At 64.1% G+C, this 24,412-nt stretch carries 20 protein-coding genes and 4 tRNA genes; all 24 read left to right on the top strand.

Annotated elements, in window-relative coordinates:
• Positions 1 to 266 precede the first annotated feature (266 nt).
• The 24 genes from trpE (at position 267) to rsmB (ending at position 24,407) form a co-directional block, all read left to right on the top strand.
• Positions 267 to 1,766, top strand: coding sequence for an anthranilate synthase component I (trpE, locus tag IM738_RS24415; RefSeq protein ID WP_236963603.1), 1,500 nt, complete (start codon positions 267 to 269; stop codon positions 1,764 to 1,766).
• A 119-nt stretch (positions 1,767 to 1,885) separates the two neighbouring features.
• Positions 1,886 to 2,458 (top strand): anthranilate synthase component II, encoded by a 573-nt coding sequence (locus IM738_RS24420; RefSeq protein ID WP_236966403.1) that lies wholly within the window; start codon positions 1,886 to 1,888, stop codon positions 2,456 to 2,458.
• Positions 2,455 to 3,528: a low-specificity L-threonine aldolase gene (ltaE, locus tag IM738_RS24425; protein ID WP_236963604.1), complete on the top strand. Its 1,074-nt coding sequence runs from the start codon at positions 2,455 to 2,457 to the stop codon at positions 3,526 to 3,528. Before IM738_RS24420 ends, ltaE begins: the two co-directional genes overlap by 4 nt.
• 20 nt (positions 3,529 to 3,548) lie before the next feature.
• Positions 3,549 to 4,199 (top strand): LysE family translocator, encoded by a 651-nt coding sequence (locus IM738_RS24430; RefSeq protein WP_236963605.1) that lies wholly within the window; start codon positions 3,549 to 3,551, stop codon positions 4,197 to 4,199.
• A 15-nt stretch (positions 4,200 to 4,214) separates the two neighbouring features.
• Complete coding sequence (gene trpD / locus IM738_RS24435; RefSeq protein ID WP_236963606.1) at positions 4,215 to 5,282, top strand: anthranilate phosphoribosyltransferase; 1,068 nt, start codon at positions 4,215 to 4,217, stop codon at positions 5,280 to 5,282.
• 8 nt (positions 5,283 to 5,290) lie between these two features.
• Positions 5,291 to 5,431 (top strand): hypothetical protein, encoded by a 141-nt coding sequence (locus tag IM738_RS24440; protein ID WP_236963607.1) that lies wholly within the window; start codon positions 5,291 to 5,293, stop codon positions 5,429 to 5,431.
• Positions 5,428 to 6,228 (top strand): indole-3-glycerol phosphate synthase TrpC, encoded by an 801-nt coding sequence (gene trpC / locus IM738_RS24445; protein ID WP_236963608.1) that lies wholly within the window; start codon positions 5,428 to 5,430, stop codon positions 6,226 to 6,228. Before IM738_RS24440 ends, trpC begins: the two co-directional genes overlap by 4 nt.
• A gap of 45 nt (positions 6,229 to 6,273) precedes the next feature.
• On the top strand, positions 6,274 to 7,020 hold the full coding sequence (locus IM738_RS24450) for a uracil-DNA glycosylase (RefSeq protein ID WP_272907878.1): 747 nt from the start codon (positions 6,274 to 6,276) through the stop codon (positions 7,018 to 7,020).
• Between the two features lie 16 nt (positions 7,021 to 7,036).
• Positions 7,037 to 7,122, top strand: a tRNA-Tyr gene (locus IM738_RS24455).
• A 73-nt stretch (positions 7,123 to 7,195) separates the two neighbouring features.
• Positions 7,196 to 7,269, top strand: a tRNA-Gly gene (locus tag IM738_RS24460).
• Between the two features lie 78 nt (positions 7,270 to 7,347).
• Positions 7,348 to 7,422, top strand: a tRNA-Thr gene (locus tag IM738_RS24465).
• Between the two features lie 44 nt (positions 7,423 to 7,466).
• Entirely contained in the window at positions 7,467 to 8,657 is a 1,191-nt protein-coding gene (gene tuf / locus IM738_RS24470; protein WP_236963341.1) for an elongation factor Tu, read from the top strand.
• A 68-nt stretch (positions 8,658 to 8,725) separates the two neighbouring features.
• A tRNA-Trp gene (locus IM738_RS24475) sits at positions 8,726 to 8,801 on the top strand.
• Between the two features lie 158 nt (positions 8,802 to 8,959).
• Positions 8,960 to 9,343 carry a preprotein translocase subunit SecE gene (gene secE / locus IM738_RS24480; RefSeq protein ID WP_236963609.1) on the top strand — a complete coding sequence of 128 codons (384 nt, stop codon included), beginning with the start codon at positions 8,960 to 8,962 and terminating at the stop codon, positions 9,341 to 9,343.
• Positions 9,343 to 9,918 (top strand): transcription termination/antitermination protein NusG, encoded by a 576-nt coding sequence (nusG, locus tag IM738_RS24485; RefSeq protein WP_077333061.1) that lies wholly within the window; start codon positions 9,343 to 9,345, stop codon positions 9,916 to 9,918. Before secE ends, nusG begins: the two co-directional genes overlap by 1 nt.
• 116 nt (positions 9,919 to 10,034) lie before the next feature.
• Positions 10,035 to 10,466 (top strand): 50S ribosomal protein L11, encoded by a 432-nt coding sequence (gene rplK / locus IM738_RS24490; protein WP_077333067.1) that lies wholly within the window; start codon positions 10,035 to 10,037, stop codon positions 10,464 to 10,466.
• Positions 10,467 to 11,162, top strand: a complete 696-nt coding sequence (rplA, locus tag IM738_RS24495) for a 50S ribosomal protein L1 (RefSeq protein WP_236963610.1) — start codon at positions 10,467 to 10,469, stop codon at positions 11,160 to 11,162.
• 257 nt (positions 11,163 to 11,419) lie between these two features.
• Positions 11,420 to 11,986: a 50S ribosomal protein L10 gene (gene rplJ / locus IM738_RS24500; RefSeq protein WP_236963611.1), complete on the top strand. Its 567-nt coding sequence runs from the start codon at positions 11,420 to 11,422 to the stop codon at positions 11,984 to 11,986.
• A 40-nt stretch (positions 11,987 to 12,026) separates the two neighbouring features.
• Entirely contained in the window at positions 12,027 to 12,404 is a 378-nt protein-coding gene (rplL, locus tag IM738_RS24505; protein ID WP_236963612.1) for a 50S ribosomal protein L7/L12, read from the top strand.
• Between the two features lie 305 nt (positions 12,405 to 12,709).
• On the top strand, positions 12,710 to 16,834 hold the full coding sequence (gene rpoB, locus IM738_RS24510) for a DNA-directed RNA polymerase subunit beta (protein ID WP_236963613.1): 4,125 nt from the start codon (positions 12,710 to 12,712) through the stop codon (positions 16,832 to 16,834).
• A gap of 27 nt (positions 16,835 to 16,861) precedes the next feature.
• Positions 16,862 to 21,076 (top strand): DNA-directed RNA polymerase subunit beta', encoded by a 4,215-nt coding sequence (rpoC, locus tag IM738_RS24515; RefSeq protein ID WP_236963614.1) that lies wholly within the window; start codon positions 16,862 to 16,864, stop codon positions 21,074 to 21,076.
• A gap of 160 nt (positions 21,077 to 21,236) precedes the next feature.
• The gene (locus IM738_RS24520) at positions 21,237 to 21,830 is read left to right on the top strand and encodes a LemA family protein (RefSeq protein ID WP_236963615.1); all 594 of its coding nucleotides are present in this window, start codon (positions 21,237 to 21,239) and stop codon (positions 21,828 to 21,830) included.
• A gap of 140 nt (positions 21,831 to 21,970) precedes the next feature.
• On the top strand, positions 21,971 to 23,035 hold the full coding sequence (locus IM738_RS24525; protein ID WP_236963616.1) for a M48 family metalloprotease: 1,065 nt from the start codon (positions 21,971 to 21,973) through the stop codon (positions 23,033 to 23,035).
• A gap of 82 nt (positions 23,036 to 23,117) precedes the next feature.
• Positions 23,118 to 24,407, top strand: coding sequence for a 16S rRNA (cytosine(967)-C(5))-methyltransferase RsmB (rsmB, locus tag IM738_RS24530; RefSeq protein ID WP_236963617.1), 1,290 nt, complete (start codon positions 23,118 to 23,120; stop codon positions 24,405 to 24,407).
• The last annotated feature ends 5 nt before the right edge of the window (positions 24,408 to 24,412 follow it).

Here is a 24,412-nt window from a genome sequence, read left to right on the forward strand (position 1 = left end):
CGGCTTTGCTACACTTTGGCCCCATGTTCATCCCACGCACATCCTTCACAGGTGGTCTGCCGAGCCGCAATGGCCGGGGAGCCTGGCCCTGGCGCAAGCCAGCGTAAACGTGCACTCCCCCCGGGGTGCGCGGACCCCGGCCCGCCCCAGGCGATCCCCGTCCGCGCCACCCCAGCCCCCGAACCCGGCAGCGCGCCTGACCGGGCACCCCAGAAAAACGGTTTCGCCCGCTGCGGCGCAGCAAGAGGCCGATGGAGCGTCTGAACATGATCACCGAACTCGAATTCAAGAGCCTGGCCAGCCAGGGCTACAACCGCATCCCGCTGATGGCCGAGGCCTTCGCGGACCTCGAAACCCCGCTCTCGCTGTACCTGAAGCTCGCCCACGGGCGCGGTGACGGCAAACACAGCTTCCTGCTCGAATCCGTCGTCGGCGGCGAGCGCTTCGGCCGCTACAGCTTCATCGGCCTGCCCGCGCGCACGCTGCTGCGCGCCAGCGGCTTCGGCGCCGAAGCCCACACCGAGGTGGTGCGTGACGGCGTGGTGGTCGAGACGAACCACGGCAACCCGCTGGACTTCATCGCCGCCTACCAGCAGCGCTTCAAGGTCGCGCTGCGGCCCGGCCTGCCGCGGTTTTGTGGCGGCCTGGCCGGTTATTTCGGTTATGACGCGGTGCGCTACATCGAGAAGAAGCTCGAAAACACCTGTCCGCCCGACACCCTGGGTTGCCCCGACATCCTGCTGCTGCAGTGCGAGGAGCTGGCCGTCATCGACAACCTTTCGGGCAAGCTCTACCTGATCGTCTACGCCGATCCAGCCCAGCCCGAGGCCTACGCCAACGCCAAGAAGCGGGTGCGCGAGCTGAAAGAGGCGCTGAAGTATTCGGTGAGCGCGCCGGTGGTCAAGCCCAGCCAGAGCTACCCGGCCGAGCGGGACTTCGCCAAGGCCGACTACATCGCCGCGGTGGAGCGCGCCAAGGAGCTGATCGCCGGCGGCGACTTCATGCAGGTGCAGGTGGGCCAGCGCATCAAGAAGCGCTACACCGAAAGCCCGCTGAGCCTGTACCGCGCGCTGCGTTCGCTGAACCCCAGCCCCTACATGTATTACTACCACTTCGGCGACTTCCATGTGGTGGGCGCGTCGCCCGAGATCCTGGTGCGCCAGGAGCAGGTCGACGGGGGACAGAAAGTCATCATCCGGCCGCTCGCCGGCACACGCCCGCGCGGCGCCACGCCCGAGAAGGACAAGGCGACCGAGATCGAACTGGTGAACGATCCGAAAGAGCGCGCCGAACACGTGATGCTGATCGACCTGGCACGCAACGACATCGGCCGCATCGCGAAAATCGGCAGCGTCAAGGTGACCGAGGCCTTCGCGGTGGAACGCTACAGCCATGTGATGCACATCGTGAGCAACGTCGAAGGCACACTGGTGGACGGCATGACCAACATGGACGTGCTGAAAGCCACCTTCCCGGCCGGCACGCTGACCGGCGCGCCCAAGGTGCACGCGATGGAGCTGATCGACCAGCTCGAACCCACCAAACGCGGCCTCTACGGCGGCGCCTGTGGCTACCTCAGCTACGCCGGTGACATGGACGTGGCGATCGCCATCCGCACCGGCATCATCAAGGACCAGATGCTCTACGTGCAGGCGGCCGCGGGGGTCGTGGCCGACTCCATTCCCGAGATGGAGTGGAGGGAAACCGAACACAAAGCCCGCGCGTTGCTGCGTGCGGCGGAGCTGGTGGAAGAAGGGCTGGAGTAAACGTCATGAGCAACAAAATCCAACACATGAACGACGCCGGGCCGCCCCAAGGCGTTCAAGCCCCCTTGGGGGGCAGCGGACCTCGCGCAGCGGGGGAGCGTGGGGGCGTCAAGTTGTTGATGGTCGACAACTACGACTCTTTCACCTACAACATCGTGCAGTACTTCGGTGAACTCGGCGCCGACGTGACCGTGGTCCGCAACGATGAGATCTCTGTCGACGAGATCCAGCGCCGTGTGGACGCGGGGCAGGTGGACCGTCTGGTGATTTCGCCCGGCCCTTGCTCGCCGGCAGAAGCCGGCATCTCGGTGGCGGCCATCCAGCACTTCGCGGGCAAGCTGCCCATCCTCGGCGTGTGCCTGGGCCACCAGGCCATCGGCGCGGCCTTCGGCGGCAAGATCATCCGTGCGCAGGAGCTCATGCACGGCAAGACCAGCGTCATCACCACCACGCAGGAAGGCGTGTTCGCCGATCTGCCCGAGCAGTTCACGGTCAACCGATACCACTCGCTGGCCATTCAGCGCGAGTCTTGCCCCGACTGCCTGAAGGTCACCGCCTGGACGCCCGACGGCGAGATCATGGGCGTGAAGCACAAGACCCTGGCGATTGAGGGCGTGCAGTTCCACCCCGAGAGCATCCTCACCGAGCACGGGCACGCGATGCTGAAGAATTTCCTGGAGCAGACCGCATGAAGACCATTGATCTGCGCAGCGACACCGTCACACAGCCGACCGAGGCGATGCGCGCGGCCATGATGGCCGCGCCCCTGGGCGACGACGTGTTCGGCGACGACCCGACGGTCAACGCGCTGCAGGACCGCATCGCGGCCCTCACCGGCAAAGAGGCCGCGCTGTTCATGCCCTCGGGGACTCAGAGCAACCTCTGCGGCATCCTGGCGCACTGTGGCCGGGGCGACGAGTACATCGTGGGCCAACTGGCCCACACCTACCGCTACGAAGGCGGTGGCGCGGCGGTGTTCGGCAGTGTGCAGCCGCAGCCGCTGGTGCAGGACGCACAGGGTCGCATGGCGCTGTCGGACATCGCCGCAGCCATCAAGCCGGACGATCCGCACTTCGCCCGCACCCGTCTGCTGTGCCTGGAGAACACCTGGAACGGCCATGTGATGCCCGATGAGTACCTGCGGGACGCCACGGCGCTGGCGCGCGAACACGGGCTGGCCACGCACCTGGATGGCGCTCGGGTGTTCAATGCGGCGGTCGCCTCGGCCTCGGCAGGGCAGGGCACCTTCGACCGCCTGCGCGAGATCGCCGACCAGTTCGACAGCCTCTCGGTCTGTTTCAGCAAGGGCCTGGGCGCGCCGGTGGGCTCCGCGCTGTGTGGTTCGCAGGAGCTGATCCAGAGCGCCCGCCGCCTTCGCAAGATGGCCGGTGGCGGGTTGCGCCAGGCGGGGCTGCTGGCTGCCTGCGCACTGCACGCACTGGACCAGCACGTGGACCGGCTCGCCGATGACCATGCCAATGCGCGACGGCTCGCGGAAGGCCTTCAAGGCATCGAGGGTCTGGCGGTTCGCTCGGCGCAGACCAACATCGTGTTCGTCGATGTCGCCGAAGGCCGTGGGCCGGCGTTGCTGGACTTCCTGAGAGCCCACGGCGTGCTGGCCACAGGCCTGATCGGCCTGCGCTTCGTGACCCACCTCGATGTGGACACGGCGGGCATTGATCACGCCATCGCCACCGTGCGCCGCTTCTTCGCCGAGGCCCCCGCAGCGCCGGCCAGCGCCTCGCGCACCGGTCCGTACTGAACACTCGACAGGAGCGCACCGTGCCAGACACCCCGCAACTCCTGGTGTTCATCGCGGCAGGCTGCCTGCTCAACCTCACGCCCGGCCCCGATGTGCTCTACATCGTGAGCAACGCGCTCAAGAGCGGCGTGCGCGCCGGCATCGTGGCCGCGCTGGGCATCGTCAGCGGCTGCTTCGTTCACGTGTTCGCGGCGGCGCTCGGTGTGAGCGCGCTGCTCGCCACCTCGGCCACCGCCTTCACCGTGCTCAAGTGGATCGGCGCCGCCTACCTGGTGTGGATGGGCATCAAGTTGCTGCTGGCCAAGGGCGGTTCGTCGGTGGTGCCAGCCGATGCCACTCAGATCAAAGTCCCAACCGACCTTCGGCGCATCTACCGGCGCGGTTTCTTCACCAACGTGCTCAACCCCAAGGTCGCGCTGTTTTTCCTGGCCTTCGTGCCGCAGTTCATCGCGCCCGGCACCGAAGACAAGGTGACGGCCTTCCTGCTGCTGGGCCTGCTGTTCAACCTCAACTCGTTGCCGATCAACTTCGGTTACGCCTGGCTCGCCGGCTGGGCCGCCGGCCGTGTGAGCGCCGTGCAGCGCACCATGCACTGGATGGACCGCGCCGCCGGCGCGATGTTCGTCGGCTTTGGCCTGAAGCTGGCCCTGTCGGACAATCCTTCTCGCTGACCCCTGGAGACACCCATGCCCCACACCCACAAGATTACCCCGCAGGAAGCACTGCAGCGGACCATCGAACACCGCGAAATCTTCCATGACGAGATGCTGCACCTGATGCGCCTGATCATGAGCGGCGAGATGTCGCCGGTGATGATGGCGGCCCTCATCACCGGCCTGCGCGTGAAGAAGGAAACCATCGGCGAGATCACCGCCGCCGCGCAGGTGATGCGCGAGTTCTCCACCAAGGTGAACGTGGCCGACAAGACGCACCTGGTGGACATCGTGGGCACCGGTGGCGACGGCTCGCACACCTTCAACATCTCCACCTGCTCCATGTTTGTTGCGGCTGCGGCGGGCGCCAAGGTCAGCAAGCACGGCGGGCGCAGCGTGTCCAGCAAGAGCGGCAGCGCCGACGTGCTGGAGAGCCTGGGCGTCAACATCAATCTCTCCCCCGGGCAGATCTCGCGTTGCATCGAACAGGTGGGCGTGGGCTTCATGTTCGCGCCGAACCACCACCCGGCCATGAAGAACGTGGCGCCGGTGCGCCGCGAGCTGGGCATGAAGACCATCTTCAACATCCTGGGGCCGCTCACCAACCCGGCCTCGGCGCCCAACATCCTGATGGGCGTGTTCCACCCCGATCTGGTGGGCATCCAGGTGCGCGCGCTGCAGCGCCTGGGGGCCGAACACGCCGTGGTGGTCTATGGTCGCGACGGCATGGACGAGGTGTCGCTCGGCGCGGGAACCATGGTGGGCGAGTTGAAGCAAGGCGAGATCACCGAATACGAGGTGCATCCGGAAGACTTCGGCATGACCATGGCCAGCAGCCGCACCTTGCGGGTGGAGACGCCCGAGGACTCCAAGGCGATGCTGATGGGCGTGTTGGGCAACAGCGATGACCCGGCCCTCAAGGCCGCGAAAGACATCGTGGCGCTCAACGCCGGTGTGGCGCTGTACGCCGCCAACGTGGCCGCGGACATCAAGGAGGGCATCGCGCTGGCACGCCGCGCCATCGAGTCCGGTGCCGCCGCCCAGAAGCTGCGCGAGCTGACCGATTTCACCCAGACCGCCACGGCCAGCACCGGCCCCTGAGACCCGCCATGCCTGTCTGGCTGCAAAACGAAGGCGCCTGGATTGCCATCGGCATCTCGTTGCTGTTCATCGTGGCCGGTGTGTTGATGCACCGCGTTATCAAGAAGGTGCTGCAAGCGCCACCACCCCAGGAAAACAAAAGATCATGAGCGACATCCTGAACAAGATCGTGGCCGTCAAGCACGAAGAGATCGCCGCGGCCCAGCGCAAGAAGCCGCTCGACATGGTGCGTTTCGATGCCGAAAGCCGTGTGCTCACGCGCGACTTCGAAGGCGCCTTGCGGAAAAAAAATGCCGCCGGTCAGGCCGCGGTGATCGCCGAGATCAAGAAAGCGAGCCCGAGCAAGGGTGTGCTGCGCGCAGAATTCATCCCGGCCGACATCGCCCAGAGCTACGCCGAAGGTGATGGCAAGGTCAGCGCGGCCTGCCTGTCGGTGCTGACCGACAAGCAGTTCTTCCAGGGCAGTTCGGACTACCTGAAGCAGGCCCGCGCCAGTTGCGACCTGCCGGTGCTGCGCAAGGACTTCATGGTGGACCCCTACCAGGTGTACGAAGCCCGATCCATGGGGGCCGACGCAATCCTGCTGATTGCCGCCTGTCTGGACGACGTGCAGATGGCCGATCTGGAAGCGCTGGCGCTGGGCCTGAACATGGCGGTGCTGGTCGAGGTGCACGACCGTGCCGAACTGCAGCGTGCGTTGAAGCTCAAGACGCCGCTGCTCGGCATCAACAACCGCAACCTGCGAACGTTTGAGGTGACGCTGCAGACCACGCTGGACATGCTTTCCGACGTACCGGCCGACCGCCTGCTGGTCACCGAGTCGGGCATTCTGGGCCGTGACGACGTCACGAAGATGCGTGCTGCGGGCGTGCACGCCTTCCTGGTGGGCGAGGCTTTCATGCGCGCGCCTGAGCCCGGGTTGGCGTTGGCCGAGTTGTTTGCCTGAGTGGCCGTGACACAGGCCGCTTTTGACTGGGATGCGGCCGCGCCGCTGGCGGGTGTCGATCGGCTCCGGCACGCAGACCCGGGCACATGGGCGGCCGATCCGGGCTGGGCCGATGTGCTCGCTGATTTCTGGTGCTCCGAGGCTGGGCGGGCGCTCGTGGTGTTTTTGCGCCAACGCTTGAATCAGGGTGCCGTGGTGTATCCACCACAACCGCTCCGGGGGCTGGAACTGACGGCCCCGGAGGAGGTTCGGGTGGTGATCCTGGGGCAGGACCCCTACCACGGCCCCGGGCAGGCCGAGGGTCTCGCGTTTTCGGTCGCGGCGGGGGTCAAGGTGCCGCCGAGCCTGCGCAACATCTTCAAAGAGCAACGGCGCGACCTGGGCCTGCCGGCGCCAGGGAGCGGCTCGCTGGTTGGCTGGGCGCGCCAGGGGGTGCTGTTGCTCAATACCTGTCTGACCGTGGAGGATGGACGGCCCGCCAGCCACGCTGGTCAAGGTTGGGAGGTGCTCACTGACGCCGTGATCCGCCGCTGCAGCGGATTCGGTCTGCCCAAGGTCTTCATGCTCTGGGGTGCTCATGCGCAGAAGAAGGCGCAGGACATCGACCGCGGGCGCCACCTCGTGTTGTGTTCCAACCACCCGTCGCCCTTGTCGGCGAGTCGCGGCCCTGTCCCGTTCCTGGGTTGTGGCCACTTTGGCGAGGCCAATCGCTGGTTGCGTGCCGGGGGCTTGCCTGAAGTCGCTTGGCAGTCAGCGGAGGAAGCTGACATCGCGGCAAAAACCGTGGCATAATGTTGGGCTGCATTACGGAGGGGTGGCCGAGTGGTTAAAGGCAGCAGACTGTAAATCTGCCCGCTAACGCGTACGCTGGTTCGAATCCAGCCCCCTCCACCAGCAGCCTTTTTGATGTGCGAGCGATTGGAATCAAAGCGCTCTGAATGTTTCGGGTTGTTCCGAAAGGGTTCGGGCGGGAGTAGTTCAATGGTAGAACTCCAGCCTTCCAAGCTGATCACGCGGGTTCGATTCCCGTCTCCCGCTCCATGTTTGTGGGTTGTGATGTCCGTCCTTGGGGCGGCGATGAGATTTTCTGGGGTGTCTGATCCTTGATCAGGTGTCTTGGCCCTTGTGGCTCAGTGGTAGAGCACTCCCTTGGTAAGGGAGAGGTCGCGGGTCCGATTCCCGCCAAGGGCACCATATTTGTTCTGGTGTTTCGGCAATTTTGATTTTGGAGCTGAAAAATGGCAAAAGAGAAATTTGAGCGGACCAAGCCGCACGTGAACGTGGGCACCATTGGCCACGTGGATCATGGCAAGACGACGCTGACGGCGGCCATCACCACGGTGCTGGCGTCCAAGTTTGGCGGCGCGGCCAAGGCCTACGACCAGATCGATGCGGCTCCGGAAGAAAAAGCCCGCGGCATCACCATCAACACCGCCCACGTGGAATACGAGACGGCCAACCGCCACTACGCCCACGTTGACTGCCCCGGCCACGCTGACTATGTGAAAAACATGATCACCGGCGCTGCCCAGATGGATGGCGCCATCCTGGTGTGCTCGGCCGCTGACGGTCCCATGCCCCAGACCCGCGAGCACATCCTGCTGGCCCGCCAGGTGGGCGTGCCTTACATCATCGTGTTCCTGAACAAGTGCGACATGGTGGACGACGCCGAACTGCTCGAACTCGTTGAAATGGAAGTGCGCGAGCTGCTCGACAAGTACGACTTCCCCGGCGACAAGACCCCCATCGTGCACGGCTCGGCCAAGCTCGCCCTCGAAGGCGACAAGGGTCCGCTGGGCGAAGAGGCCATCATGAAGCTGGCCGAAGCGCTGGACACCTACATTCCCCTGCCTGAGCGCGCTGTGGACGGTGCCTTCCTGATGCCTGTGGAAGACGTGTTCTCCATCTCGGGTCGCGGCACCGTCGTGACCGGTCGTATCGAGCGCGGCATCATCAAGGTCGGCGAAGAAATCGAGATCGTCGGTATCGCCGACACCCAGAAGACCACCTGCACGGGCGTGGAAATGTTCCGCAAGCTGCTGGACCAGGGTCAGGCTGGCGACAACGTTGGTATCTTGCTGCGCGGCACCAAGCGCGAAGACGTGCAGCGCGGCCAGGTGCTGTGCAAGCCCGGCTCGATCAAGCCGCACACGCACTTCACCGGCGAGATCTACGTGCTGTCCAAGGACGAAGGTGGCCGTCACACGCCGTTCTTCAACAACTACCGCCCGCAGTTCTACTTCCGCACGACGGATGTGACCGGTGCCATCGAGCTGCCTGAAGGCAAAGAGATGGTGATGCCGGGTGACAACGTGTCGATCACGGTCAAGCTGATCAACCCCATCGCCATGGAAGAAGGCCTGCGCTTCGCCATCCGCGAAGGTGGTCGTACCGTCGGCGCTGGTGTCGTCGCCAAGATCATTGCGTAAGGATTGAAGTCTCGGGTGCTGCGGGTTCGCGACGGCGAACCGGTGGCGCCAAAGGATGAATAGCCAGTAGGGGTATAGCTCAATTGGCAGAGCGTCGGTCTCCAAAACCGAAGGTTGTAGGTTCGATTCCTACTGCCCCTGCCATCGAACAGGCAAGCAAAGGGAGTTGATCCCGACCTGAATCTGCTCTGTTCTGTGGTGTTTACAAGCCCGCCGAAGTCGTCAAGACCTCTGGTGGGCTTGCGTGTCTGGAGCCTCGCGGCTCTTTTTGCGCGTTTTTGTCAAGAATCATCTGGATCCTCATGGCCACTTCCGAAGTTCAAACCGTCAACACCAGTGCCGACAAGGCCAAGCTGGCGGGTGCTGCAGCGCTGCTGTTGGGTGCCTTTGTGGCCTTTTACCTGCTGTCGGGCAAGGGTGCATTGGCCCAATGGGCGGCCCTGATCGTTGGTGTGGTCGCTGCGGTGGCGGTGTTTGGCGTGTCCGAGTCGGGCAGGCAGCTGGTGGCCTTTGGTCGCGACGCTTGGCGCGAAACCAAAAAGGTGGTGTGGCCGGCCCGCAAAGAGGCAATGCAGATGACGGCCTATGTGTTTGCCTTTGTGTTTGTCATGGCGCTGTTTCTGTGGCTGACCGATAAAACGGTTGAATGGCTGTTTTACGACGTGATTCTGGGTTGGAGAAAATAATGAGTGATCAACAGAGCCCAGTGACCGATGGTGTCGCCGCAGAGGGTATGCGCTGGTACGTGGTGCATGCTTACTCTGGCATGGAGAAGGCTGCCGAGCGCAACATCGTCGAGCGCATCAACCGCGAAGGCATGCAGAGCAAGTTTGGTCGCATCCTTGTGCCGACCGAAGAGGTGGTCGAGGTCAAGAACGGCCAGAAGCGCACCACCGAACGCAAATTCTTCCCGGGCTACGTGCTGGTGGAAATGGTGATGGACGATGAAACCTGGCACCTGGTGAAGCACACCAACAAGGTGACGGGTTTTGTGGGTGGCGCAAAGAATCGCCCGGCCCCGATCTCCGAGGAAGACGTCCAGAAGATCGTCAACCAGATGCAGGAAGGCACCGACAAGCCTCGCCACAAGGTGGAGTTCATCGTGGGCGAGTACGTGCGGGTCAAGGAAGGTCCGTTCACCGACTTCAACGGCACGGTCGAAGAGGTCAACTACGAAAAGAACAAGATGCGCGTGTCGGTGACCATTTTTGGTCGCGCCACCCCCGTCGAACTCGAATTCAGTCAGGTCGAAAAGACCTGACGCTGTCGTGGTGCAGGCGGGTCGGCCCGACGCCTGCACCATTTGATGTTTCCGGGTCCCCCCAACGCGAGGAGGTTGTCTTGATGGCGGCCGTCTGCACTCGCAGGAGCTAAAAAATGGCGAAAAAAATCGTCGGCTTCATCAAGCTGCAAGTGCCAGCTGGTAAGGCCAACCCATCCCCACCCATCGGTCCCGCCCTGGGTCAGCGCGGTCTCAACATCATGGAGTTCTGCAAGGCGTTCAACGCCCAGACTCAGGGTCTTGAGCCCGGCATGCCGATCCCGGTGACCATCACCGCCTTTGCGGACAAGAGCTTCACCTTCAAGATGGGTACGCCCCCGGCGACCTACATGATCAAGAAGGCCATCAAGCTCGACAAGGGTTCTCCGGTGCCCAACAAGCAAAAGGTCGGCAAGATCACGCGCGCTCAGCTCGAAGAGATCGTGAAGACCAAGATGAAAGACATGACCGCTGCCGATGTGGACGCCGCCGTGCGCACCATCGCCGGTTCGGCCCGCTCGATGGGCGTGATTGTGGAGGGCGTGTAAATGTCCAAGCTGACCAAAAAACAGAAGGCCTTTGAAGGCAAGGTCGACAGCAACAAGCTGTACCCGCTGGCCGATGCTCTCGCGATCATCAAGGAATGCGCCAACGCCAAGTTCGATGAGTCCATCGACGTGGCGATCCAGCTCGGCGTGGATGCGAAGAAGTCCGACCAGGTGGTGCGTGGTGCTGTCGTGATGCCCAACGGCACCGGCAAGACCAAGCGCGTGGCCGTGTTCGCGCAGGGTGCCAAGGCCGAAGAAGCCAAGGCCGCCGGTGCCGACATCGTCGGCATGGACGACCTGGCCGCTGAAATCAAGGCCGGCAAGATGGACTTCGACGTCGTCATTGCCTCCCCCGATGCCATGCGCATCGTGGGTACCCTGGGTCAAGTGCTGGGTCCCCGTGGCCTGATGCCCAACCCCAAGGTCGGCACCGTCACGCCCGACGTGGCACAGGCCGTGCGCAATGCCAAGGCCGGTCAGGTTCAGTACCGTGTCGACAAGGCGGGCATCATCCACGGCACCATCGGTCGTCGTTCGTTCGACACCGACAAGCTCCAGGGCAACCTGGCCGCACTGATTGACGCGCTGAACAAGTCCAAGCCGGCCACCAGCAAGGGTGTGTACCTGCGCAAGGTGGCGGTGTCGTCGACGATGGGCGTGGGCGTCCGCGTGGACACCCAGACCATCTCGGCGTAATCGCAAGAATTCGGGCGCTCCCCTGTAGGGGGCGCCCGGGTGTGGTGGGCTTGTGCCGGGCGGCAGCGTCACGGCATGAGGCCATCCAAGACCGTTGGTGTTGGAACAACCCCGAAAGGGTGCGCTCTGACTTAATTGTGAAAAGCCAACGCAGATGGCGATCCCGCTGCAGATGGAATCTGATTCCCGAAACAGTTGGTCGCTGCAATGAAGCGTGCCGGAGGTCTCTGACCGAAGGCACATTGAAGGAGTAGACCTTGAGTCTGAATCGCAGTGAGAAAGAAGCGGTCATTTCTGAAGTGACCAGCCTCGCCGCAAAAGCTCAAACGCTCGTGATAGCGGAATACCGCGGCATCACGGTCGCTGCCATGGACAAACTGCGCGTCAATGCACGCAGCAACGGTGTCACGCTGAGTGTTCTGAAGAACACCCTGGCGCGCCGTGCTGTGGTTGGCAGCAGTTTTGAAGTGGCCGGTGACCAGATGACCGGTCCGCTGATCTATGGCTTCTCCGAAGACGCCGTGGCCGCCGCGAAAGTGGTGGCCGAGTTCGCGAAAACCAACGACAAGCTGGTGATTCGCGCAGGCGTTTACGGTGGCAAAGTCCTGGACGTCGAGGGCGTGAAGCAGCTCGCCAGCATCCCTTCGAAAGAAGTGCTGTTGGCCCAGCTGTGTGGCTTGCTGATGTCGCCCATTTCACGCACGGCCGTGGTGCTGGGCGCGTTGGCGGCGAAAAAAGGCGAAGGCGCTGCCGTTCCGGCAGAAGCGGTTGCAGAACCTGCAGCCGAACCCGCCGCCCCGGCAGAAGACGCAGCCGCAGCTTGATGCGCGGCGCGTTTGTTTAACCAATTGTTAGGAAATCAAAATGGCATTCGATAAAGACGCATTTCTGACCTCGCTGGACAGCATGACGGTCATGGAACTCAACGACCTGGTGAAAGCCATCGAAGAGAAGTTCGGCGTGTCCGCCGCCGCCATGGCCGCTCCGGCCGCTGGTGGTGCAGGTGCTGGCGCTGCTGCCGCTGAAGAGAAGACCGAATTCAACGTCGTGCTGCTCGAAGCCGGCGCCAACAAGGTCTCCGTCATCAAGGCCGTGCGCGAAATCACCGGTCTGGGCCTGAAAGAAGCCAAGGACCTGGTCGACGGCGCTCCGAAGAACGTGAAAGAAGCGATCGCCAAGGCCGACGCTGAAGCCGCTGTGAAGAAGCTGGTGGAAGCCGGTGCCAAGGCCGAACTGAAGTAATTCGGTTCCGTTCAGGGGCTGGAGTGCTCGAAAGGGCCTCCAGCCTTTGGTGCTTTCAGAGCACAGCCAAAAATCGGCTGGATGCTGGTTTTCCCGATCTCTCAGAGGTCGACAGGAAATCAGAACAAGCCCACTTTTGACTGTCTTCTGACCCCGACTGCAGAAGACGACTTGGTTCGGGCCTGTGTGCAATGCACAGGCCGTCCGCCAATGGTTGGTAGAGGCCAGCCGCCAAGCATGTCACCCGCCGTTTGACGCGTCGGGATGACCGATCAGTCGCCGCAGACCTCAAGTCCGGAGATCTCATGGCATCCGCATCGAAATACTCATACACCGAACGCAAGCGCATCCGCAAGAGTTTTGGCAGCCGCGAAAACGTGCTCGCGATTCCCTACCTCCTGCAGATGCAAAAGGACGCCTACACCGCGTTCCTGCAAGCCGACAGCGCACCCAAGAAGCGCACCAACGAAGGCCTGCAGGCCGCGTTCGAAGCCGCCTTCCCCATCGTCTCGCACAACGGTTTTGTCGAGATGAAGTTCGTCGAGTACAACCTGGCCAAGCCGGCGTTCGACGTGCGTGAATGCCAGACTCGTGGCCTGACCTTTGCCTCCGCCGTGCGCGCCCGCGTGCAGCTGATCATCTACGATCGCGAGTCTTCGACCGCCCAGTCCAAGGTGATCAAGGAAGTGAAAGAGCAAGAGGTCTACATGGGCGAAGTGCCCCTGATGACCGACAAGGGCTCCTTCATCATCAACGGCACCGAGCGCGTGATCGTGTCTCAGCTGCACCGCTCGCCGGGTGTGTTCTTTGAACATGACAAGGGCAAGACGCACAGCTCGGGCAAACTGCTGTTCTCGGCCCGCATCATTCCCTACCGCGGTTCCTGGCTCGATTTCGAATTCGATCCGAAGGACGTGCTGTTCTTCCGCGTGGACCGCCGCCGCAAGATGCCGGTCACCATCCTGCTCAAGGCCATCGGCCTGACGCCGGAAACCATCCTGGCCAACTTCTTCGTCAACGACCACTTCCGCCTGATGGACAGCGGCGCGCAGATGGCCTTCGTGCCCGAGCGCTTGCGCGGTGAAGTGGCGCGCTTCGACATCACCGACAAGGCCGGCAAGGTCGTGGTCGCCAAGGACAAGCGCATCACCGTGCGCCACACCCGCGAGCTGGAGCAGTCGGGCACCACGCACATCAGCGTGCCAGAAGACTTCATGATCGGTCGCGTGGTCGCCCGCAACATCGTGGACGCCGACACCGGCGAGATCATCGCCAAGGCCAACGACGAGTTGACCGAAGTGCTGCTGAAGAAACTGCGCACCGCTGGCGTGCAGGACCTGCAGTGCCTCTACACCAACGAACTCGACCAGGGCGCCTACATCAGCCAGACCCTGCGTGCCGACGAAACCGCCGACGAATTCGCCGCGCGCGTGGCCATCTACCGCATGATGCGCCCCGGCGAGCCGCCGACCGAAGACGCCGTGCAGGCCCTGTTCCACCGCCTGTTCTACAACCCGGACACGTACGACCTGTCGCGCGTGGGCCGCATGAAGTTCAACGCTCGCGTGGGCCGCGACGAGTCCACCGGCCCCATGGTGCTGTCCAACGAGGACATCCTGGCCGTGGTCAAGATCCTGGTGGACCTGCGCAACGGCCGTGGTGAAGTCGATGACATCGACCACCTGGGCAACCGTCGCGTGCGTTGCGTCGGCGAACTCGCCGAAAACCAGTACCGCACCGGTCTGGCCCGTATCGAGAAGGCCGTGAAGGAGCGTCTGGGCCAAGCCGAGCAAGAGCCGCTGATGCCGCACGACCTGATCAACTCCAAGCCGATTTCCGCGGCCCTGAAGGAGTTCTTCGGTGCGTCCCAGCTGTCGCAGTTCATGGACCAGACCAACCCGCTGGCAGAAATCACGCACAAGCGCCGCGTGTCGGCCCTGGGCCCGGGCGGTCTGACCCGCGAGCGTGCCGGCTTCGAGGTGCGCGACGTGCACGTGACCCACTACGGTCGTGTGTGCCCGATCGAAACGCCGGAAGGTCCGAACATCGGCCTGATCAACTCGCTGGCCTTGTACGCCCGTCTGAACGAGTACGGTTTCATCGAAACCCCGTACCGCCGGGTGGTGGACGCCAAGGTCACCAACCAGATCGACTACCTGTCGGCCATCGAAGAAGGCAAGTACGTCATTGCCCAGGCCAATGCGACGCTGGACAAAGAAGGCAAGCTGTCTGGCGACCTGATCTCGGCTCGTGAAAAAGGCGAATCGATCCTGACACCGGCCGAGACCATCCAGTACATGGACGTGTCGCCCGCGCAGATCGTGTCGGTGGCCGCTTCGCTGGTGCCCTTCCTGGAACACGACGACGCGAACCGCGCGCTGATGGGCGCCAACATGTCGCGCCAGGCCGTGCCCGTGCTGCGGCCCGAGAAGCCCATGGTCGGCACCGGCATCGAGCGCGTGGCCGCGATCGACTCCGGCACGGTGGTGACTTCCAAGCGCGGTGGTGTGGTCGATTACGTGGACGCGACCCGCATCGTGATCCGCGTGAACGACGCCGAAGCCGTGGCCGGTGAAGTCGGTGTGGACATCTACAACCTCATCAAGTACCAGCGTTCCAACCAGAACACCAACATCCACCAGCGCCCCATCGTCAAGAAGGGCGATCTGCTGGCCAAGGGTGACGTGATCGCCGACGGCGCTTCGACCGACCTGGGTGAAATCTCGATCGGCCAGAACATGCTGATCGCCTTCATGCCCTGGAACGGCTACAACTTCGAAGACTCGATCCTGATCTCCGAGCGTGTGGTCGCCGAAGACCGCTACACCTCGATCCACATCGAGGAACTCGTGGTCATGGCGCGCGACACCAAGCTGGGCGCGGAAGAAATCACCCGCGACATCCCCAACCTGGCCGAGCAGCAGCTCAACCGCCTGGACGACTCCGGCATCATCTACGTCGGTGCCGAAGTGCTGCCCGGCGACGTGCTGGTCGGCAAGGTCACGCCCAAGGGCGAGACCACGCTGACGCCTGAAGAGAAGCTGCTGCGCGCCATCTTCGGCGAGAAGGCTTCCGACGTGAAGGACACCTCGCTGCGCGTGGACCAGGGCTCACAAGGCACCGTGATCGACGTGCAGGTCTTCACCCGCGAAGGCATCACGCGCGACAAGCGTGCCCAGCAGATCATCGACGACGAACTGAAGCGTTTCCGCCTGGACCTGAACGACCAGCTGCGCATTGTGGAAGCCGACGCCTTCGACCGCATCGAGAAGTTGCTGATCGGCAAGATCGCCAACGGCGGCCCGAAGAAGCTGTCCAAGGGCACCAAGATCGACAAGGCCTACCTGGACGATGTCGAGAAGTACCACTGGTTCGACATCCGCCCGGCGGAAGACGACGTGGCCGCCCAGCTGGAGTCGATCAAGAACTCCATGGAACAGACGCGCCACAGCTTCGACCTCGCTTTTGAAGAAAAGCGCAAGAAGCTCACGCAAGGCGACGAGCTGCCGGCCGGCGTGCTGAAGATGGTCAAGGTCTACCTGGCCGTCAAGCGCCGCCTGCAGCCAGGTGACAAGATGGCCGGCCGCCACGGCAACAAGGGTGTGGTCTCCAAGATCACCCCCGTGGAAGACATGCCCCACCTCGCCGACGGCACGCCGGTCGACATCGTGCTGAACCCGCTGGGCGTGCCTTCGCGCATGAACATCGGTCAGGTGCTCGAAGTCCACCTGGGCTGGGCAGGCAAGGGCCTGGGTCAGCGCATCGGCGACATGCTGCAGCGCGAAGCCGCGACCAGCGAAGTGCGCGGTTTCCTGGAGCAGATCTACAACACCACCGGTCGCAAGGAAGACCTGGCGTTGATGAGCGACGCTGAACTGCGTGACATGGCACAGGAGCTGACCCGCGGTGTGCCGTTCGCCTCGCCGGTGTTCGATGGCGCTTCCGAGAAGGAAATCATGGACATGCTCCAGCTGGCCTACCCGGACGACATCGCCAAGGCCAAGGGCCTGACCGAGACCCGCACCCAGGCGCAGCTGTACGACGGTCGCACGGGTGACGCTTTCGAGCGCAAGACGACGGTGGGCTACATGCACTACCTGAAGCTGCACCACCTGGTCGACGACAAGATGCACGCCCGTTCCACCGGCCCGTACTCCCTGGTCACCCAGCAGCCGCTGGGCGGCAAGGCGCAGTTCGGTGGTCAGCGTTTCGGCGAGATGGAGGTGTGGGCGCTGGAAGCCTATGGCGCTTCGTACATCCTGCAGGAAATGCTCACCGTCAAGTCCGACGACGTGCAGGGCCGCACCAAGGTGTACGAAAGCATCGTCAAGGGCGAGCACTCGATCGAAGCGGGCATGCCCGAGTCGTTCAACGTGCTGGTCAAGGAAATTCGCTCGCTCGGTATCGACATCGAACTCGAACGCTCCTAATTCGCCGGTAAGACAAGGATTGACCCCATGAAATCATTACTCGACCTGTTCAAGCAGTTCACGCCCGACGAGCATTTCGATGCCATCCGCATCGGCCTGGCCTCGCCGGAAAAAATCCGCTCGTGGTCTTTCGGCGAAGTGAAGAAGCCCGAAACCATCAACTACCGCACGTTCAAGCCCGAACGCGATGGCCTGTTCTGCGCCAAGATTTTTGGTCCCATCAAGGACTACGAATGCCTGTGCGGCAAGTACAAGCGCCTCAAGCACCGCGGCGTGATCTGCGAGAAGTGTGGCGTTGAAGTCACGCAGACCAAGGTGCGCCGCGAGCGCATGGGTCACATCGACCTGGCCGCGCCCTGCGCCCACATCTGGTTCCTGAAGTCGCTGCCCTCGCGTCTGGGCCTGATTCTGGACATGACGCTGCGCGACATCGAGCGCGTGCTGTACTTCGAAGCCTATGTGATCGTCGATCCCGGCATGACCCCGCTGAAGAAGTTCGCGATCATGTCCGAGGACGACTACGACGCCAAGCGCAAGGAATACGGCGACGAGTTCATCGCCAAGATGGGCGCCGAGGGCATCAAGGAACTGCTGCAGGCCATCGACCTCGACATCGAGATCGAGAAGCTGCGCAACGACCTGACCGGCTCCGAGCTGAAGATCAAGAAGAACGCCAAGCGCCTGAAGGTGCTGGAAGCCTTCAAGAAGTCGGGCATCAAGCCCGAGTGGATGGTGCTCGACGTGCTGCCCGTGCTGCCGCCGGACCTGCGTCCGTTGGTGCCCCTGGACGGTGGCCGCTTCGCGACCTCCGACCTGAACGACCTGTACCGCCGCGTCATCAACCGCAACAGCCGCCTGCGCCGTCTGCTCGAACTCAAGGCCCCTGAAATCATCGCGCGCAACGAAAAGCGCATGCTGCAGGAAGCCGTGGACTCGCTGCTGGACAACGGTCGCCGTGGCAAGGCCATGACGGGCGCCAACAAGCGCGCGCTGAAGTCGCTGGCCGACATGATCAAGGGCAAGAGCGGTCGTTTCCGCCAGAACTTGCTGGGCAAGCGCGTCGACTACTCGGGACGTTCGGTCATCGTGGTGGGCCCGACGCTCAAGCTGCACCAGTGCGGCCTGCCCAAGCTGATGGCGCTCGAACTGTTCAAGCCTTTCATCTTCGCCCAGCTGGAACAGCGTGGCATCGCGACCACCATCAAGGCCGCGAAGAAGGAGGTCGAGAGCGGCACGCCGGTGGTGTGGGACATCCTGGAAGAGGTGATCAAAGAGCACCCGGTGATGCTGAACCGCGCACCCACGCTGCACCGCCTGGGCATCCAGGCCTTTGAACCCATCCTGATCGAAGGCAAGGCGATCCAGCTGCACCCCCTCGTTTGCGCGGCGTTCAACGCCGACTTCGACGGTGACCAGATGGCCGTTCACGTGCCGCTGTCGGTGGAAGCCCAGATCGAAGCCCGCACCCTGATGCTGGCCTCGAACAACGTGCTGTTCCCGGCCAACGGCGAGCCTTCCATCGTGCCGTCGCAAGACGTGGTGCTGGGTCTGTACTACGCGACCCGCGAACGCATCAACGGCAAGGGCGAGGGCATGATCTTCTCGGATCTGGCCGAGCTGCAGCGTGCGCTGGACAACGGCGTGGTGGAAATCACCGCCAAGATCAGCGTGCGCCTGACCGAGTCGACCAAGAACAAGGAAACCGGCGAATTCGTGACCAGCACCTCGCTGGTGGACACGACGGTCGGCCGTGCCCTGCTGTCGGAAATCCTGCCCAAGGGTCTGCCTTTTGAGGTGCTGAACAAGGCGCTGAAGAAGAAGGAGATCTCCAAGCTGATCAACGTCTCCTTCCGCAAGTGCGGTCTGAAAGAGACCGTGGTGTTTGCCGACAAGCTGCTGCAGAACGGTTTCCGTCTGGCCACGCGCGCCGGCATCTCCATCTGCGTGGATGACATGCTGGTGCCCAAGGAAAAGCCGGCCATCATCGACCGCGCCGAGAAGGAAGTGAAAGAAATCGCCCAGCAGTACGCTTCGGGTCTGGTGACCGCCGGCGAGCGCTACAACAAGGTGGTGGACATCTGGGGCAAGGCCGGTGACGAGATCTCCAAGGTCATGATGGCCCAGCTGGCCAAGCAGAAGACCATGGACCGCCACGGCAAGGAAGTGGACCAGGAGTCGTTCAACTCCATCTACATGATGGCCGACTCGGGTGCCCGTGGCTCTGCGGCGCAGATCCGCCAGCTGGCCGGCATGCGCGGCCTGATGGCCAAGCCCGACGGCTCCATCATCGAGACCCCCATCACGGCGAACTTCCGTGAAGGTCTGAACGTGTTGCAGTACTTCATCTCCACCCACGGTGCCCGAAAGGGCCTGGCCGACACGGCGCTGAAGACGGCCAACTCGGGTTACCTGACCCGCCGTCTGGTCGACGTGACGCAGGATCTGGTGGTCAACAGCCAGGACTGCGGCACGAGCAACGGCACGGTGATGCGCGCCATCGTCGAAGGCGGTGAAGTGATCGAGTCGCTGCGCGACCGCATCCTGGGCCGTACCGTCGCCGAAGACGTGGTGCACCCCGAGACCCGCGCGACATTGCTGCCGGCCGGCACGCTGCTGGACGAAGACATGCTCGACGAGCTGGAAGTCATCGGCGTGGACGAGGTCAAGGTGCGCACCGCACTGACCTGTGAAACCCGTTTCGGCATCTGCGCCAAGTGCTATGGCCGCGACCTGGGCCGTGGTGGCCTGGTCAACATCGGCGAAGCTGTCGGTGTGATCGCTGCGCAGTCCATCGGTGAACCCGGCACGCAGCTGACGATGCGCACCTTCCACATCGGTGGTGCGGCGTCGCGTGCGGCGGTGGCCTCCAGCGTGGAAGCCAAGTCCAGTGGCGCGATCGGCTTCAACGCCACGATGCGTTATGTGACGAACAGCAAGGGCGAGCTGGTGGTGATCGCGCGTTCCGGCGAAATCATCATCCACGACGAAATCGGTCGCGAGCGCGAGCGTCACAAGGTGCCGTACGGCGCGATCCTGGCGGTCAAGGCCGACCAGCAGATCAAGGCCGGCGCGGTCCTGGCGAACTGGGACCCGCTGACCCGACCCATCATCACGGAATTCGCCGGTCAGGTGAAGTTCGAGAACGTGGAAGAGGGTCTGACGGTGGCCAAGCAGGTCAACGACGTGACCGGTCTGTCCTCGCTGGTGGTGATCGATCCGAAGCACCGCGGTTCGGCCAAGGTGGTGCGTCCGCTGGTCAAGCTGCTCGACGCCCAGGGCAACGAAGTGAAGATCCCCGGCACCGACCACTCGGTGACGGTGGGCTTCCAGATCGGCGCGCTGCTGGAAGTGCGCGACGGTCAGGACGTCGGCCCCGGCCACGTGCTCGCCCGCATCCCGGTCGAAGGCCAGAAGACGCGCGACATCACCGGCGGTCTGCCGCGTGTGGCCGAGCTGTTCGAAGCCCGCAGCCCGAAGGACAAGGGCATGCTGGCCGAGATGACCGGTACCGTGTCGTTCGGCAAGGAAACCAAAGGCAAGGTCCGCCTGCAGATCACCGATCCGGAAGGCAAGATCTGGGACGAGCTCATCCCCAAGGAAAAGAACATCCTGGTGCACGAAGGCCAGGTGGTCAACAAGGGCGAGAGCGTGGTCGACGGTCCGGCCGACCCGCAGGACATCCTGCGCCTGCTGGGGATCGAAGAGCTGTCGCGTTACATCGTGGACGAGGTGCAGGACGTGTACCGACTCCAAGGTGTGAAGATCAACGACAAGCACATCGAGGTGATCGTTCGCCAGATGCTGCGCCGCGTGATCGTCGACAGCGTGGGCGATTCGTCGTACATCGCTGGCGAGCAGGTCGAGCGTTCGGAGATCCTGAACACCATCGATGCATTGCACGCCGAAGGCAAGATCGCGCCGACCTACACCAACGTGTTGCTGGGCATCACCAAGGCTTCGTTGTCGACCGACTCGTTCATCTCGGCGGCTTCCTTCCAGGAAACCACCCGCGTGCTGACCGAAGCCGCCATCATGGGCAAGCGCGATGAACTGCGTGGTCTGAAGGAAAACGTGATCGTGGGTCGCCTGATCCCGGCCGGTACCGGCATGGCCTACCACGAGGCGCGCAAGGTCAAGGAGAAGATGGACGACGAAGAGCGCCGGGCCATCGCCGAAGCCGATGCGATGTCGCTGGCGGCCGACCAGGCCGACGCCTCCAGCACCAGCGACGCGGCCGAATAAAGCTTCACCGCCCGCCCCCCAAAAGCCCCCGACCGTCAGGTCGGGGGCTTTTTTTTCGGGACGCGGGTCGGGCGCGCGCGGCACGCCGCGGAGGGGCTGGGGTATATTGCCCAGCGCTCGCCGGGCGCTGTCTGGCGTCAACTCCAACGGAGATCTCAATATGTCGGCTGTCTCGTGGATCGTGCTCGCGGTGGTTCTGTTGCTGGTGTTCTGGGCCGTGGGCGCCTTCAACCGGTTGACCCGCCTGAAAAACGCGATCGCCAATGCCTTTGGCCAGATCGACGTGCAACTCAAGCGCCGCTACGACCTGATTCCCAACCTGGTCGAGGTCGCGCGCAAGTACCTCGCGCACGAAGCCCAGACCCTGGAGGCCGTGATCGCGGCCCGCAACCAGGCGCGCAGCGCCGAGCAGTCGGCGGCGGCGAGCCCGTTGAACGCGGGCGCCATCGGCGCGCTGGCCGGTGCCGAGCAGGTGCTCGGTGGCGCTTTGGGCCGGCTGTTTGCGGTGGCCGAGGCCTACCCGGACCTGAAGGCCGACCAGACCATGCGCGAACTGAGCGAGGAGCTGTCCAGCACCGAAAACCGCATCGGTTTTGCGCGCCAGGCCTACAACGACCACGTGCTGGAATTCAACGACGCGGCGGCCCAGTTCCCGGCGCTGATCGTGGCCCGGCTGTTCAACTTCCAGCCGCAGTCGATGCTGCAGTCCACCCAGAACGAAGCCGAACGTGCGGCGGTGAAGGTGAGTTTTTGATGCACCCCCCTGCGCCGCTTCGCGGCTTCCCCCCAGGGGGACCGCGCCCTTGGACCGGCGGAGCCGGATCTTCGGCGTGCGTTGGGTGGGGCACGCACTCCGGGGTGAGCGTGTCGCTGTCGTTTCGAGCGTGAAACGCTGTGCTGATCTTTGAGTCCCAACGCGAGGCGCGCGGGCAGACGCTCAAGCTGCTGCTGGCGTTTGGCCTCACCGTGCTGTTGCTGGTGGTGGCGGTCAACGCAGCGCTCGCCCTGGCCTGGGGGCTGACCTGGAGTTTCTGGGTGCCGGGTGCGATGGTCCCTCGCCACTTTTTTGAGGTCAACACCGCGGTCACGCTGCTGTTCGTGCTGGGCGGCTGGTGGGTGGAAACCTCGCGCCTGTCCGGGGGCGGGCGGGCGCTGGCCGAGCAGATGGGGGCGCGGCTGGCCCAGCCGGGCAGCCACTTTGACGAACACCGGTTTGCCAACATCGTCGATGAGATGGCGATCTCTTCGGGCATGAAGCGGCCGCAGGCGATGGTGCTGGCGCGTGACCAGGGCATCAACGCCTTCGCCACCGGCTGGGACGAGGACGACGCGGTGGTGGCGGTCACCGCGGGAGCGCTGGAGCACCTCAACCGCGAGGAGTTGCAGGGTCTGGTGGCACACGAGTTCAGTCACATCCGCGAAGGCGACACCCGCCTGAACATGCGCCTGATGGGCATGGTGTTTGGCCTGGAGATGCTGTTTCGCATGGGGCAGCACCTGGCCGAGCCCGATGTGAGGGAACGCCGCATGGCCGCTTCGCTGCTGGGCGTGGCCATCATGGCCGCGGGCTGGCTGGGCTGGGTGGCCGGGCATGCCCTGCAGGCGGCGGTGTCGCGCCAGCGCGAGTACCTGGCCGACGCCCGCGCGGTGCAGTGGACACGCAACCGCGACGGGCTGGGCGGCGTCCTGCGCAAGATCATGAGCCAGCAGAACGAAGGTGTGGTGTTCCGGCGGATGGGCTCGACGGTGCAGCACATGCTGCTGGTGGGGAGCGAGGACGGAAGGGTGGCACACTGGTTCGATTCCCATCCGTCGCTGGCGCAGCGGGTGCGCCGCATCTACGGCCGCCAGATGGGCCCGCTGTCACTCGAGCGCAACGATGCGCACGACCCCGTCACGGCCTCGACCACGCCGCCAGCGCCACCCGGCGTCACGGCACCCGGCTGGACCTTGAGCTGAACCCTTTACAGATCCCTCCCGCTGAATGTCCATCGATCATCAAAGCGCATCACCCCGGCTTGCCCCCAGCCTGGGGGCCCTGTTGCATGAGACCGCCCGCTGCGTGCTGGCGGTCGAGCAGGGGCATTCGCTCAGCGAGGTGCTGCCACGCGTGCCCGCCGGGATGCGGCCTGGCACCCAGGCGCTGAGCTTTCAGGCGTTGCGCCACCTGGGCACGGCGCGTGCCGTGGCGCAGCGGCTGGCCCAGCGGGCGCCCGCACCGCCGGTGCTTGCCTTGCTGCATGCGTCGCTGGCCGTGCTGATCGCGGACGAAGAAGGTTTGCAATACCAGCCGCACACCGTGGTGAACCAGGCCGTGGACGCGGCCAAGCTCGCACGCGAAACCCGCATGCAGGCCGGCTTTCTCAACGCCTGTCTGCGCCGCTTCCTGCGGGAGCGCCGCACGCTGCTGGAGAGCGTGGCACAGGATCCGGTGGCGCGCTGGAACCACCCTCGCTGGTGGATCGAACGGCTGCAGCGCGACCATCCGGACCACTGGCAGACCATCCTGCAGGCCAGCAACCGGCCAGGGCCGATGGTGCTGCGCGTCAACCGACGCCTCGTCGCACGCGACGCCTATGCCCGGACGCTGAGCGACCTGGGGCTGGAGACGCAGGCGCTGGGCGAGGATGGGCTGGTGATGGCCACGCCGCTGCCGGTCGACCGCCTTCCCGGTTTTGCGCAAGGGCACTGCTCGGTGCAGGACGGCGCGGCCCAGCTGGCGGCCGGCTTGCTGCTGGACGGCCGCGAGTGGAGCGCGAACGACCGGGTGCTCGACGCCTGCGCGGCGCCTGGCGGCAAGACCGCCCACCTGCTGGAGCGGGCCGATCTGGACCTGCTCGCGCTGGATGTGGACGCCCAGCGCTGCGAACGCATCCACGACAACCTGCGCCGCCTGGGCTTCCAGGCCGAGGTGAAGGCGGCCGATGCGGGCCAGCCCGACACCTGGTGGGACGGTCGCCCGTTCAATGCCATCCTGCTGGACGCGCCCTGCACCGCCGCCGGCATCGTGCGCCGCCACCCCGACGTGCGCTGGTTGCGCCGGGCCACCGACGTGGAGCAGCTGGTCGCCATCCAGCGGCGCCTGCTCGACACCTTGTGGCCGCTGCTCAAACCGGGCGGTCGGCTGGTCTATTGCACCTGCTCGGTGTTCCATGCCGAGGGCCAGGATCAGGTCCGGGCGTTCCTTGAACGCCACACCGACGCCGTTCTGGCCCCCTCACCAGGGCATTTGCTCCCTGGAACCGCCGCCCCTGGCGGGGAGTTCAACGACAATGAACCGGGTGGATACGACGGCTTTTATTACGCCCGCCTGGACAAGGTCCTGCCTTGACGGAG

This window comes from Hydrogenophaga sp. SL48 (assembly GCF_021729865.1).
Taxonomy (GTDB): domain Bacteria; phylum Pseudomonadota; class Gammaproteobacteria; order Burkholderiales; family Burkholderiaceae_C; genus Hydrogenophaga.